9 protein-coding genes, 1 pseudogene and 1 CRISPR repeat array are annotated in these 14,144 nt (G+C 58.8%); all 10 genes and pseudogenes read right to left on the bottom strand.

Annotated features, from left to right (window positions below):
• Positions 1 to 115: 115 nt before the first annotated feature.
• Positions 116 to 451: a type I-E CRISPR-associated endoribonuclease Cas2e gene (gene cas2e / locus QP968_RS10415; protein WP_284856343.1), complete on the bottom strand. Its 336-nt coding sequence runs from the start codon at positions 449 to 451 to the stop codon at positions 116 to 118.
• Positions 448 to 1,337, bottom strand: a pseudogene (gene cas1e, locus QP968_RS10410) (type I-E CRISPR-associated endonuclease Cas1e). The gene cas2e and the pseudogene cas1e overlap by 4 nt, the downstream one beginning before the upstream one ends.
• Positions 1,338 to 1,386: 49 nt before the next feature.
• On the bottom strand, positions 1,387 to 2,088 hold the full coding sequence (gene cas6e / locus QP968_RS10405; RefSeq protein ID WP_284856342.1) for a type I-E CRISPR-associated protein Cas6/Cse3/CasE: 702 nt from the start codon (positions 2,086 to 2,088) through the stop codon (positions 1,387 to 1,389).
• The gene (gene cas5e, locus QP968_RS10400) at positions 2,085 to 2,807 is read right to left on the bottom strand and encodes a type I-E CRISPR-associated protein Cas5/CasD (protein ID WP_284856341.1); all 723 of its coding nucleotides are present in this window, start codon (positions 2,805 to 2,807) and stop codon (positions 2,085 to 2,087) included. The genes cas6e and cas5e overlap by 4 nt, the downstream gene beginning before the upstream one ends.
• Positions 2,807 to 3,973: a type I-E CRISPR-associated protein Cas7/Cse4/CasC gene (gene cas7e, locus QP968_RS10395; protein ID WP_284856340.1), complete on the bottom strand. Its 1,167-nt coding sequence runs from the start codon at positions 3,971 to 3,973 to the stop codon at positions 2,807 to 2,809. Before cas7e ends, cas5e begins: the two co-directional genes overlap by 1 nt.
• Positions 3,974 to 3,985: 12 nt before the next feature.
• Positions 3,986 to 4,633 carry a type I-E CRISPR-associated protein Cse2/CasB gene (gene casB / locus QP968_RS10390; RefSeq protein WP_284856339.1) on the bottom strand — a complete coding sequence of 216 codons (648 nt, stop codon included), beginning with the start codon at positions 4,631 to 4,633 and terminating at the stop codon, positions 3,986 to 3,988.
• Positions 4,630 to 6,333 carry a type I-E CRISPR-associated protein Cse1/CasA gene (gene casA, locus QP968_RS10385; RefSeq protein WP_284856338.1) on the bottom strand — a complete coding sequence of 568 codons (1,704 nt, stop codon included), beginning with the start codon at positions 6,331 to 6,333 and terminating at the stop codon, positions 4,630 to 4,632. The genes casB and casA overlap by 4 nt, the downstream gene beginning before the upstream one ends.
• 49 nt (positions 6,334 to 6,382) lie before the next feature.
• Complete coding sequence (cas3, locus tag QP968_RS10380; RefSeq protein WP_284856344.1) at positions 6,383 to 9,109, bottom strand: CRISPR-associated helicase Cas3'; 2,727 nt, start codon at positions 9,107 to 9,109, stop codon at positions 6,383 to 6,385.
• 386 nt (positions 9,110 to 9,495) lie between these two features.
• Positions 9,496 to 12,271: a CRISPR direct-repeat array (repeat unit 29 nt; unit sequence GTGCTCCCCGCGTGAGCGGGGATGAGCCC).
• A 764-nt stretch (positions 12,272 to 13,035) separates the two neighbouring features.
• Positions 13,036 to 13,425 (bottom strand): 50S ribosomal protein L7/L12, encoded by a 390-nt coding sequence (gene rplL / locus QP968_RS10375; RefSeq protein ID WP_284856337.1) that lies wholly within the window; start codon positions 13,423 to 13,425, stop codon positions 13,036 to 13,038.
• Between the two features lie 64 nt (positions 13,426 to 13,489).
• The gene (gene rplJ / locus QP968_RS10370) at positions 13,490 to 14,014 is read right to left on the bottom strand and encodes a 50S ribosomal protein L10 (RefSeq protein WP_284856336.1); all 525 of its coding nucleotides are present in this window, start codon (positions 14,012 to 14,014) and stop codon (positions 13,490 to 13,492) included.
• Positions 14,015 to 14,144: the final 130 nt, after the last annotated feature.

The raw sequence follows: 14,144 nt of genomic DNA, 5'->3' as shown, positions 1-14,144 counted from the left end.
ACTGCGGTGTTACTCGATACTCACCATCGCGTTACCCGATACTCACCACGGTGTTACTAAATGCACGCGCGCAACAGGTTGTGCACGATTTTCAAAAATCGTGCAGCGAACTCTTTCACCCACGCCGTCGCTGACGCCGGGCTCTGCTCCACCCAGTTCTTCGCACAGCCTTGCTCGGAGCAGCCGGCCTCACCATCAGCGTGAGACCATCGAAATCCGTCGGCACCCAATCATGGCGATGAGTCCGAAACTCCATGCCTTGCTCATTGTTCGCCGAATACACCATGAGCGCACGTCCATCACGGACCAGCTCGGTTGTCCTGTCCCACAGCAAATCTCGCACGCGTGCCGATGGCGCGCCGACGAATGTGCCCGGCGCGAGCTCCGTAAGCCACTTAGTTAGGTCCCCGCGTAAACCTGCAGGGCACGCCGTTATTACTAGAACAATCACGTGAGACTCTCGTGCTCATCCCAGTTCACACCCGATGCAATGACCTCGAGCTCGCTCCATAGCAGCAGCTCAGCGTCGCTGAAGAGCTCTTCTTCAGGCACATCCATCACGTATTTCAGGTCGCGCACCATGCGCTGCATCAGACGCTTTTCGACGACCGAGTCCCTCACCAACCTCCTCACCGCGACCGACGGCAAACCTTCGCCACTGGCAACAGCGTCGAACGCTGCAGGAATCGCAATTTCTGCTTTATATAGATCAGCAATGTCATAGACGAATGACCGATCAGTCCCAGTGTGGATAACGCCGAGGGCCGGGATGAACCCCATGCCGGCTACGACTGCATGCGCAATGCCATAAAGCGCGGCACTGGCTGCGGTGAGTGCCTGGTTAATAGGAGTGGAGGAATCAAAGTCATTCGGGTCATAGCTTCTTCGGTCCCAGTACACCCCAGTTCGAGCCGCTTCAGCCGCATAGACCTTTTCATCCGAGCACCTTCCCTGCCCCTGAGCTTTGCCATTGACAGTCCGGTGAGATCCTCTCCGGGGAACCGCAGATTGTACATCCGCTTCGCACAATCCAGCCTCTTCCGCTGGTGCGACACAACTTCAGCCTGAAGTTCCGCCATTCGAGAGGATTTAGCAGGTGGTCGACCACTGGCGTAATAGCGGACACCCCGCTCACCTACCCAGACTGTCGACGTGCCTGCATCTCCAAGCAGAGCCATCGCTGCGTAGGTGATCCGAGTTCCCGGCCCGAGCAGGATCACCGCCAGCTGAGTGGCGGGAACGCGCGCTACTCCTCGCCGGTCGGTGATAGTTAGTGCATTGCCATCGCGGTTAACCGTCGCGCGCTCAATATAGAGGAAAGAGATACGGTCACCCATCTGCGCCAAGGCATGACGCGTGACCGGTAGTTCCTGCGGTGTCGCCAAATCACTTCACCGGCGCCAAGGTCAGAAGACCACAGCCATACGCACGGGCACGACCGATGCCTTGAGTCAGCCCCTGACGTAGCGCCGCTGCATCAGTTATCTCAAGCGTGCCAGAAAAACGTGCTTTCGCAATACGCACCTGGTTACGGGAGCCATGAGATTCCTTGCCCTTACCGAACACATCCGTCCAGCGCTCCATCACCATCGGCGCATCGCTGACAGACCAACGCGCACGCTCTTCATCGGAGCACTCATCCTCAATGCGCGGGGCGAGCGCAAAACCATGTCGAGCAGCCTGCTTATACAGCCAATCCAATTGATGTCGGACTGAGACGTGCGCCTTGACTTTGCCGCGCTTCCCATTCGGCTCCGAGTACGTGGGATTCCCCACGATCTCGAAATGCCAGCGTTGCCCCTTCATCAGGGAGTGCAAGAAACGGTCGTAATCCGCACTTTGCGCTGGGCGGTTCTCCCAGCCTGCCTGTTCCACGATGAGAGCACCCGTGGGCTTCTCTGGTCCGACGATGTACAACACGGTTTCGTGGTCTTGCGGATCTACTCGCCACAGAACCCGTGCCTCATCATCTGAAATATCTGGCGGAAATGACGCCCGGACCGCCGCATGCATGGCCTGGGGATTTGTGAGGAGTTTCCGCCCATTTCGTCGCGCTGGGTTGATTGAAATTCGTGTCAGCGTACTCATGCCTGCACCACCGTTTCGAAGTAGATGTCCCGGGGCGAAGTGCGTTCCTTCCCCTCAGGGTTGTGGATCTCTACGTCATCGCATCGGATAACGTCACGCCATCCGTAACGGCGGTGTTGCGGATCAAAGGACAAAGGAACATCCTGGCGGGGTACGCCACCTTTCTCGGCGGGCAATGCGTCCCGGTAAAGAGCCAGCGAGATGTCTTTGGGCGACTGCGTCTTATGTTGGGCAGTGGCGTACCAGGTTTCGTGGTCCCGAAGCGCCTGCTCCCCAGAAGCATCAACGATCCCAACAACGAGTCCCGGATGCACCGGGCAAGAACGACGCCCCATAAACAGTGGAAATGCTGGGGACTTCAGTGCGTCTGCGATGTTTTCCAGTAGAGCTCGATCATCTGATTCCACCGCGACCAGGAACGCAGCGTCGGAAAGAAAGTACCGCGTGACAAGTTGCGCTGGATCATTCGGCTTTGTCTGCCATGGCTGCGCTGTCTGATAGTCCCGCAGGAGACTTCCTGATTGGTCAACACGGACTGCCATCTTCAGAGCCGCAAGATCTTCAACCTCGTCCGTACGACGACGACCTTGAGCCGCAGCAATGAGACCAACAATTCCGGACTTCGTTGGGGTCGTTGCAGTAGCTCGGATTTTGAACCGAGACTCATCACCCCAGGACTGCATCGGCCCCTTTAACAGGAGCAACAGTGAGTGAGACACTAGCTATCACCCGCAAGACTCTTCAGCTCATCAGCAACACGATCAGTCAGTTCTGCCAGCGTAGTCTTCTCGGCGAGACCCTCGAAAGGCTCTGCAAGGTCACCGAGACCAAGCACGAAGGCTGCTTGCGGCTTGAAGCCGTAGACCTCCTGCACATCGCGTGCTTCCTGTGCGAGACGTACTGCTGCCACAGAACGACGAGACTTTGCTTCGTCCTTAGCACCCGACTCGTAACCCCCACGTGCCTCTTCGAGCACCGGAGTCTCAAACGCGTTAACCAAAGACACCGGGCGCGTGTCACGAACAGCCACGTACACCAGCTCAGGCAACGTCTGGTTAGCAAAGGTGTTGATCTTGCCAGTGGGCATCGACGCAATGAAGGCCTCGATGAACTGCGCGGCAGCCTGACGCGCCACCTCGGCAGAACCCAGGTTCTCCTTCAACCCGTCCAGGTTGACGGTGGCGTACCGGTACAGGGTGGACGACATCATCTGAACAGTACCGATCATTCCAGCGCCTGTCTCTTCACCTTCTTCAGCGAGGTCGTCGACCGCAGTGAAGTAGTCAAAGTCGGGGGTGGAGTTGTGAATGCCGATGGCGTGAGCGACCTGGACGGCAGCATCGACGTTATACGCCGCGTCATCAGCAATCATGCGGCCAAACATCGCCATATCCACTGAGTGGTTGGTATCCAGAATGGCCTTGGCTTCGTTCTTCGTCAGCTTGTCGTCACCGCGCGCGAGAAGCTCCTCGACGGCCCGATTGATCTGCTGCTGGCTCAGGAAGATCAGGTAAGTAGTGCGAGGGTATGGGTTGTGCTCCGGAGCATCCTCGTCGACCTTCTTCGGCTTCTTGTCTACTTCGGTTTTGATTCCCGCTGCCTTGAACAGCTTCTCAGCTCGTGCAATCGCGTCGGCTTTCTCGACGCCCTGCTCCTCAAGAAGACGAGCAATCTTTTCTGGCAGGCGCTTCGAGCGGTCCCCAATCTGCTCACTATCAAACTGGTTCTCGAAGTAGCGACGGATCGCCCGCTTCCACGACTGAGAGGAAACACGCTGACGTGGGACACCACCGAAGACCGCAGTCTTCGGCGCGCCGGTGTCATCGCGGTTGATCAAGGACGGCGGAATGGTCTGAAGTGCGTGGATATCAATGATGAGGGACATGACTTTGCCTTTCTAGTTGGTGGTGACAGGGTGATCCGAGAAGTCAGATTCCGTGAGTGGTGAGTCTTGCTGGGATGGGCGAAGCATTCCGACCGCGTAATCGCGACCCCAACGCAGGAGAACGCCATCGCGACGAGCCGGATTCTGGAGGCTGCGCAGATCAGCTGCGAGCGCGCCGTAGTCGAAGGCGATCTTTTCTCCCTTCAAAAGAGAGACCAGCGTCCGCAAATGAATCAGCCGCGAGGACTCTTCGCGAGCAGTCTGCATAGCGTCGAACCGATCCTTGAGAGAGCCTGATTCACTGATGGTTTGCAGTCGACCACAGGCCATTGCGAAGGTGCGCTCTTCAGAATGTGCGGGCGTGGTGGCGCTTTGCATATGCGCAGCGAAAAGCGTCAGCGCGTAGTACGCCGCGGACTCGGAGGGCGACGGCGCATCTCCACGTCCAAGTTCTCCTTCACTGAGCGGCGGAGCAAGGGTGCTGAGCACCCGTTCGAGGGCAAGCGGATCAGTACCGAATTCGCGGGCTGCGCTCTTGCGCAATTCTGCGAGCACTCGGCGTGCTTCACTGCCCTCGGTCGATTCGGGGCGATCAAGGTAGTTCGTCTGCAATCGGTTCACCGTGTTCGCCACACTGAACCTGAGGTTTGGTGCACTCATGGCTGGCTGCCTTTCTGTCGCAGTTCTCTTTCTTCTCTCTCGTGTTCTCGTAGAAGGGGAAGGTCTTGGGAGATTCTGTACTGCAGCTGGCGGTACAGGGAACCGGCGCTAATCACCCGACCACCACCGTCTTCACCGCTATCGACGATGCGACCGATCAGAGCTTTTTGCCCAGCTCCGCGCACTGCTTCATCGGCAATTTGCAAAAGCTGTTGCCGGATCTGCTTCTGCCACGCGACTGCTTCTTCCTCAATGTTTTCGAGGTCCAGGCCGCGCAACCAGTTGATAAAGAGTGGCTCCAAGACGGTGTACAAGCGATCCGCTGCTTCTGCATCGAATACGTACTCTCCACCTGCAGCGACAGCGAGCTGCCCAACAAACCACCCCAGTGAAATTGCCGCATTACGAGTCACATCGGCCGCATCCCGCACATACTGCCTGTGAACTCGGGAGGTTTTATCATCCTGCAGCAGTGAAAGCGGCAGCCCAATGGTTCCTGTCACTACTGTTCCTACAGATGAGCTTTGCGCACCATACTCCATCGAAACAATGTGGACGTCCGCGATTTCCTGCGTCCTCTGAGACCTCGTGATGCTGGAGAAATTCACCAAATTTTCTGGGCGTTTCGGAGCATGCTCACCGCCGGTAAACCCGGCGTCGGACTCAGACACAAGCAGCGCATCAAGTGAGCGCCACATAGTGCGCTGCGTATCATATGGCTTGGCGTAGAAAGCCAGCTGGCCTTTCTTGGTCTGGTTCTTACTGAAGCGGTACGGCGTCATCGGATCCCCGAAGACGTTCTTTCCAGCGTCTGGGATCTGGTCACCGTTACTCACCAGCACCGCAGTGACGCGGTCACCTTCGGTAAATAACCGAATTCTTCTGGACTGCCACGTAGCCAAATCCGCAGCACCTTGCGGTTGAGGCGCCGGTGGGCTGGCCAGCTTCCCTGCACGGTCATTGCGCTGTGCGGAAGTGTCAGCTTCGCGCTCCCACACGGGAAGATCAACGACCGCCTCATCAGAAAGAACCTTCGGCGTAGTGTTCAGCAGCAGTGTCTCCAGAAGCGAGCGCCCCCGAATGACAGTCCCACCAGTCATGCCAGCCCAACCAGTACCAATGGGGTAACCTTTGCCGCCCTTTACCCGTGGATCTCCAATAGCACCGGATTTGATCCCCGAGTAGTCATACGCCTGGGTGCGAATGAGCCATCGCGCCGCTTCATCAAAAGTGAGGCTTTGACGGCCTGCATGCGTGCGCATCGTGAAGTAGTCATGCTCAGCATCAGGCAGAATTCGCGAGACTGACTGTCGCGTTGCCTTGGTTGTGTCGAGGCTAGCTACCTGCATGAACGGTGCCTCACTATCGAACAGGTCAAACCGGTGGTGGTACTCGTCCAAGTACTCCAACACCCGGTCATCCCGGTTTTGTTCGATGAGTTCCTGCCGTTTAGCAATGAACCATTTCTCCCAGCTCGGAGAATCTTCCGAGCTGCCGCGATGGGCCCGCCAGAAGATTGCCAGCAGGACGCGGAGTACCGCATAATCCTGAGTCGGGGAATCCCCGAGAACTTGGATGGGGGTTGCCGTGCCGTCGAAAATCTGGCGAATGCTCAGCTTCTCGGTGCCTGTCGAGGTCACGCAGACTATCCACGGCTGATCAAGCAAGTTGAACGACGGCTGATTATCCGATTGCGTCACTCCATCTTCTCCTTCCTTCTTGTACTAACGGGTCTTGTCATTTCAGATATTAGGAATCGTGTGTGACATCCGACCCAGGTTGATCGCTCAGGATTTCGATTCCGAGCTCCGAGGTGTATCTCACTGTGAACCGACCCAAGACCGCCTTGCCCTCTCCATCCAAAGGAAGAGCTAGCTGCCCTTTGAGCAGGTAGTGCTTGTTCCATGCCACAGGAGTTTGCTGCTCCAGCGCCCCAACTACATCCTCAAAATCTGAGTCATACCGAGTCATTCGCGTTGGAAGCCGCACAGTACTTGAAGCAAGATGGAATGCCTGCCGGTAGCTGAGTTCAGGATCACCAGTGATCATCCAGTCTGTGCCCAGCGGCACATACTCTTCCGCATCACCGGTGATGGGTATGACCTCAACCGCCGGCTCCGCATCGCGCACTTGCGCTGCACCCACTTCTTCCTCCCCGAGGGAAACAACGGCCTGTTGCAGATCGCCGAACAGATCACTTAGTGCCGTGCACATGTGGGGTGATGCAACACGGAAGCTCTTCGAACGGCCATGTGCTCTCTGCACCCGTGCTTCCTCGTCGACAAGCGCTTTCTCCCATTCCTCCATCCACTCTGCGGGGACGTCTTGTTCAGCGTCATAGACCTGGCGCACGAGTTCAGCTACGTCATCTGGACGTTTAAACGTTGTGGGCAGATGAAGAAGAGTTGAAAGCAGAACCTTCGCCCCGTAGATCGCTTCGGCGCCCGAGTTGAGAACTGGGGAAGGTGTCTGGGACTCAATACCCCGCACAAACACCTTTGGTTCTCGCACCTGTTGAGGTCGATCAGTCTCGGGGCGATCATGCCTGTGCAAGCGCCCAATGCGCTGAATAATCAGGTCCATCGGGGCAATATCCGTGACCAAAACATCAGCGTCGATATCAAGACTCTGCTCTGCCACCTGGGTGGCAACCACTATCTTTCGGTCTGGCCGGCCCACCCCACGGTGAGCATCCGGGCCGAGCTCTCCACGCAAGCGGTCTTCCTTCTCTGAACGCTCCCAGGCCATGAATCCCGCGTGATGCAGCTCAACTTCGTCGGGGTACGTCTTCTTGAAAGCACTGTATGTTTCTTGAGCACGCGCGATGGTGTTGCAGATGACCAGCGCCACACCGCCACCCGCAAGCACATCTCCAATTCGCTGCTGAAGCGCATCGAGCGAATCATCTATGACTTCGATCGTTGCTTCAAGGTTCGTGGGGCTAGGTTCCGGCGCAACGCTGCGCTGCCCAGATTCGGAGGCCACAGTGATGAGCGGATACGCATTCGAAGGCTCCGCAATATCCCGGCCCGAAAAAGCTTTGACCAGTGCGTTTCGACGCTCAGGTGGCAGCGTCGCAGACATCATAATGACTGTTACCCCGTACTCCGCCAGCCATTCGAGAGTGGTTTCAAGATAATCGGAGGTATAGGTGTCGTACGCATGGACCTCGTCGAAAATAATGATTTTCCCCGCCAGTGCGACGTGGCGCAGCATCGAATACCTCTGCCTCAGCGCCATCATGAGCACCTGGTCAACAGTTCCCACAACCACGTTTGAGAGCAGCCCTCGGCGCCGCCCGCTCATCCATGAACTGGCAACAACATTTTCGCCAGCTGCACCGTCCTCCCCAATCCCCCGGAATCGCAGCTCTTGATAAGGCTGCGCCAATTGATTCTTGGAATGCGCCAAGTAGAGGGACGATACCGCGCCCGAATCGGTGGTGTTTTTAGCCCACTCGATCGTCCTCTCCAGCAAACCATTAGCTGTGGCCATCGTCGGCGCAGCGAAGTAAATTCCCTGAGCATCAGTAGCATTCGCAATAACGTGCGCCGCAGCTAGGGCAGCCTCCGTCTTACCCACGCCAGTTTCAGCCTCAAGAATGATCAGTGATGGCTCCGTAATTTCCTTCGCGGCCTCGACCATCGCCACCTGAACGCTTCTCGCACGATAAAACTCTGGCCAGCCGAAGGAACTTTGATATTGCTTATCGACGTCTCCCTCAACCACCTTCCCCTTCCACGGGCCAGTCAAATCGGTCGATTGCATCCCAGCACAGATGCGATCCTCTTGACTCCCCGCAACCACCATGGGAAAAGCATCAGGGTTAGAAGCGATCCAATCAGCAATGACGACGAGCCCAGTTAGCAACTGCATCACTGCAGCATCTGGCTTTGCGCCGACTTTCAGTTCTTCCAGCGCCGGCCGAACCCCTGCAGCGTCAGCCATCGAATCCAACAGCTCAGACTGCAGCTCTTGCCATTCACGGGAGTAGATACTCAAGATCGTCTCAATATGATCCCGTTCACCAACCGAAGATGGCACACCGTGGTGAGCATCCGCCGCAGATGCGAGCCACTCCGCAGTAGAACGATCAAAGCCCTGATCCATTAGCCAGTTTGTAATCAGGACCCCAGAGCAAATGCCGTGCGGCATCTTGTTCCGCCCCTTTTCCAAGCCGCTCATACGGAGTGGGATGCCTGCATCAGCCAGCGCGGAGACAAGGTGCTCATACCCTCCTTTCCTCTCCAGCTGGGTCTGGAATGTGAGGCATGCCTTGCCGACGTCGTGTCCTCCCGCAAGCCACACATACAATCCCCGCACCTGCTCATCGGTGAGCCCCAAACCTTCAGACAGCCTGTGCTTCAAAGGCTTCGCTATCCAGCTGTCATACACCACCGCAGCAACCCCAGCCGCATCCATGAGGTGCTGTGGAAGGCTAAGACTTCCACTCTCATCCCCCGACTTTGCCCACAAAGCCTGTGCCTGCGCACTGAAATCCAAGGAGCCAAAAAGACCTCGAACAGACCGTTCGAAGAGAGAGCCCTCATGTCGCCCTTCCATGTTTTACTCCTCACTTAACAGGACATGGAATAAGTACCTTCGCCAACGAACATAACACACCGTCACCCACAGTTCAATCTTTTAAATCTCATAATAACTAGTTCAACGTAATGAACTACAGCGTTTTGGTAAAAACACGCACCATTCACCTACCGTTGGGCTCATCCCCAGTTTTCGGGGATGAGCCATTGTTCTTATGCGATTGGCTCCCCTCCCCGCGTTAGCGGGGTAACATCATCTTGGGCTACAAGTTGTCCCTCTTTGCTGTGTGCAGCCACCTCCCCCGCAGTTCGGGGAGGGTGCTCCCCGCGTGAGCGGGGATGAGCCCAGGAACCACTTCGAGCAGATGGGGTCACTGTCGTGCTCCCCGCGTGAGCGGGGATGAGCCCCAGGCGCGGTTCAGTTTTTCTGGCCTGATTGGGTGCTCCCCGCGTGAGCGGGGATGAGCCCGATCCGACGGCCTGGACGTCACCAGCGGCTCAGTGCTCCCCGCGTGAGCGGGGATGAGCCGTCCTGGAGGAAGTTTATGGCTTCGGTGGTTTGGTGCTCCCCGCGTGAGCGGGGATGAGCCCCGAAAGGACACCAAAAATGGCTAAGGACTTAGGTGCTCCCCGCGTGAGCGGGGATGAGCCCCTCCAGCGATGCAAGGCAGTCTTCGCCACTTTGTGCTCCCCGCGTGAGCGGGGATGAGCCCTTCTGTGCTGGTATGCACACTCCCACCCTGGAGTGCTCCCCGCGTGAGCGGGGATGAGCCCGACACCCTGGACGATGACATGTAGGACAACACGTGCTCCCCGCGTGAGCGGGGATGAGCCCCTCATGTCCACCCAATAGGGAAACCCCCGCGAGTGCTCCCCGCGTGAGCGGGGATGAGCCCCAGGCCTTCGCCGAATCAAGCGTATTACGGACGTGCTCCCCGCGTGAGCGGGGATGAGCCCCCGCTTATCGTCGCCGTCTAGGTAGCCGTAGCGTGCTCCCCGCGTGAGCGGGGATGAGCCCTTATGGAGCAGCTACAAGCACAGATCATGGGGCCGTGCTCCCCGCGTGAGCGGGGATGAGCCCGACAGGCCAGCATTCTGACGGGTGAACTCCCAGTGCTCCCCGCGTGAGCGGGGATGAGCCCACCCCTCGAACATGTTGCCCATGTCGGTGACCGTGCTCCCCGCGTGAGCGGGGATGAGCCCAACAGTCACAATTGACCTCCAAAAAGTAGGCAGTGCTCCCCGCGTGAGCGGGGATGAGCCCCCAACCATGATCCCGCACCCCTACCAAAGCGAGTGCTCCCCGCGTGAGCGGGGATGAGCCGAAGTGCGCCAGCACACCCTTCGCAATCATCGAGTGCTCCCCGCGTGAGCGGGGATGAGCCCCCGCTGCCGGTCAAACGCATCCACCGGAGCAAGTGCTCCCCGCGTGAGCGGGGATGAGCCCGTGTTGTACTGGCTGACCGAGCGGTACTCCACGTGCTCCCCGCGTGAGCGGGGTTGAGCCCTACGGCCGCAACCGTAAGGGGCGGGCGCAGGAGTGCTCCCCGCGTGAGCGGGGATGAGCCCAGCAGGAGATCAACCGCCAGGGCAGCGAGTTCGTGCTCCCCGCGTGAGCGGGGATGAGCCCCCAAACGGAGCGGACCGAGGCCTGGGGGCACGGTGCTCCCCGCGTGAGCGGGGATGAGCCCCGTGGATTCTTCGGCTTAGGGAGGTAGAACACGTGCTCCCCGCGTGAGCGGGGATGAGCCCTCCTGCCCCGCGTAGGACTGCATAGTGGTGTGGTGCTCCCCGCGTGAGCGGGGATGAGCCCGGTACGGAGCTGAGTCAGCTTCCTGATTTCTTGTGCTCCCCGCGTGAGCGGGGATGAGCCGGTGCGGGAGTCAACTTACGAAGGTGCGGGAGTGTGCTCCCCGCGTGAGCGGGGATGAGCCCCCCTCCGGCCAATTCACCGTCCACGCCCCAAAGTGCTCCCCGCGTGAGCGGGGATGAGCCCGCGCCCTGATCCCCACAGGCGTAGCCCTGGCTGTGCTCCCCGCGTGAGCGGGGATGAGCCCTTATTAATCCGCTCCTGCTCCGCCCGGAAGTCGTGCTCCCCGCGTGAGCGGGGATGAGCCCACTACGGGAATGACCATGAATTCTGGTCTCTCGTGCTCCCCGCGTGAGCGGGGATGAGCCCCGAGCGAAGCGAGGGCGGGAGCCCTTTTTTCGGTGCTCCCCGCGTGAGCGGGGATGAGCCCTTCCCTAACCTCCCGCGAGCTGTAGCTCATGCGTGCTCCCCGCGTGAGCGGGGATGAGCCCGTCTTACCGAACAATGTGCCCGACGGGGCATTGTGCTCCCCGCGTGAGCGGGGATGAGCCCCCAAATCATTATCTGGGCAACACCACGAGCAAGTGCTCCCCGCGTGAGCGGGGATGAGCCCCTGGACCACGCCCGCGCCTGTACCGGCTGATCGTGCTCCCCGCGTGAGCGGGGATGAGCCCCACTCACCTACAATGCGCAGGTCTTTGAACTGGTGCTCCCCGCGTGAGCGGGGATGAGCCCGTTGGGTCGATCGCCTGTAAAAGTGCGGCGCCGTGCTCCCCGCGTGAGCGGGGATGAGCCCTCGAAGCGAAAAAGTAGAAACAAAAGCGCCTGGTGCTCCCCGCGTGAGCGGGGATGAGCCCCGTCACCATGCCGTTATCGGTTTCGACTTGGAGTGCTCCCCGCGTGAGCGGGGATGAGCCCATGAACTCCTTGTTTCAGGGCTGTTTTTCGTTGTGCTCCCCGCGTGAGCGGGGATGAGCCCTTTCACGCGATGACGACGCCACGACACCACACGTGCTCCCCGCGTGAGCGGGGATGAGCCCATCACAAAAACCCACCCACCAGACGAAACATGGTGCTCCCCGCGTGAGTGGGGATGAGCCCATCCGGTGCCAAAGAAGAATGGCTCACGTGAGGTGCTCCCCGCGTGAGCGGGGATGAGCCCTCAGCAACTTCCTCAGCGTCATCGTTGAGGAAGTGCTCCCCGCGTGAGCGGGGATGAGCCCACACCATGCCCAAATGAACGCCCAACACAACAGTGCTCCCCGCGTGATCGGGGATGAGCCTTGGGTCTCCTCTTGATTTAGGATTAGGGGGGGTAGTCCCCCGGTTCTGGCTAGTTGGTGTAACCAGAACCGGGGTTCTACTTTTGGCGCTTTCCTCTCCGGTAGCGTTTCCGCTTTCGGTGTTTAGTGCTCCCCGCGTGAGCGGGGATGAGCCCTCGAAGGGGTACGGGTAGCCGTTAGCTGCTAGGTGCCCCCGCGTGAGCGGGGATGAGCCCCCGGGGAAGGATCAACGTCTTACAGATGTGCAGTGCTCCCCGCGTGAGCGGGGATGAGCCCAAGGAGGGTGTGCCGACTGATGGCCGTTTCGTGTGCTCCCCGCGTGAGCGGGGATGAGCCCTCAGTACCGAAAGAATCAGGGCGGGAAAACATGTGCTCCCCGCATGAGCGGGGATCGGTCTACCCCCTAGGGCGCCTTATTTGTGTGTGCGAGCACCACCTGCGTAGGTGACGAGTACGCGAACGTTTAGGGGTGCATTTCTTATCCCCAGACGGCGACACCACCGCGATCAACTCCCCGGAGTTCGTCGTGGGCGGCCCTCGGGGCAATCTGGTTCTGCACGATTTTCAAAAGTATGTAGCAATCCTGGTCTTTTAATGGGGGTTGTGCACGATTTTCAAAAATCGTGCAGCGACAGCGGCAGCGACAGTGGCAGCGACAGCGGCACCACCACCGCGGCAACTCCGAAACCAACCGCATCACAGTCCGCCTCACCAGAAAGCAAAAATGCCCCCACCAAACGGCGGGGGCATGATGCGTAGACGCGCTTACTTGAGGGAGACCTTTGCGCCAGCCTCTTCCAGCTTGGCCTTTGCAGCCTCAGCGTCGTCCTTGTTAGCGCCCTCGAGGATGGCCTTCGGTGCGCCCTCAACCATCTCCTTGGCGTCCTTCAGACCCAGGCCGGAGACGATCTCGCGGACAGCCTTAATCACGCCGATCTTCTTGTCGCCAGCGTCCTCGAGAACGACGTCGAACTCGTCCTTCTCCTCAGCAGCTGCAGCGTCGCCGCCAGCAGCGCCCGGAGCAGCAGCAACTGCAACCGGAGCAGCAGCGGTGACGTCGAAGACCTCTTCGAATTCCTTCAGGAACTCAGAGAGCTCGATGAGGGTCATTTCCTTGAACTGCTCAATGAGCTCGTCCTTGGTGAGCTTAGCCATTGTGGCTTCCTTTCTTTATGCGGCCGTGTGGCCGACTTGTAAGTGTGTTTGTGGTGGGCTTGCCTTAGGCGGCGTCGCCCTGCTTGTCCTGCAGTGCGGCAACGAGTCGTGCCGTCTTGGAGGCCGGAGCCTGGAACAGGCCTGCAGCCTTTGCCAGAGAACCCTGGAATGCGCCAGCAAGCTTGGCCAGAGTGGTCTCGCGGTTGTCCATCTCTGCGACAGCGTCCAGCTGGGCCGCGTCGAGAGAGTTACCGTCCATGTAGCCGCCCTTGAGGATGAACTTGTCGTTCTCCTTGGCGAACTTCTTCATCACCTTCGCAGCGTCAACCGATGCGTCGCCCTGGATGAAGGCAACGGCGGTCGGGCCGGTGAGAAGATCATCGAGACCCTCGATGCCCTGCTCATTAGCAGCGATCTTCACGAGGGTGTTCTTGGCGACGTGCAGTTCAACATCAAAGCCCAGATCACCGCGCAGCTGCTGCAGCTGACCAACGGTCAGACCACGGTACTCGGTGAGGAACACAGCGGAAGATGCCTCAAACTTCTCCTTGAGAGCCTTGAGCTCCGCAACATTCTTCTGGTTTGCCATAACACACGCCTCCTTCCCATTACTTCATGTCTTGTCCGCCCGGAGCTTTCTAACACTTTGCGTCCCTTTTGGAGCGAAGTGACAAAAAGCCCCGTGCAGAAGCACGAGGCAGTGCGCATGTTGCGCGAGA

The sequence above is a fragment of the Corynebacterium sp. MSK041 genome, from assembly GCF_030232265.1.
GTDB lineage: Bacteria > Actinomycetota > Actinomycetes > Mycobacteriales > Mycobacteriaceae > Corynebacterium.
The sequence above is the reverse complement of the archived record's forward strand: the minus strand, read 5'-3'. Positions and strand labels throughout refer to the sequence as shown.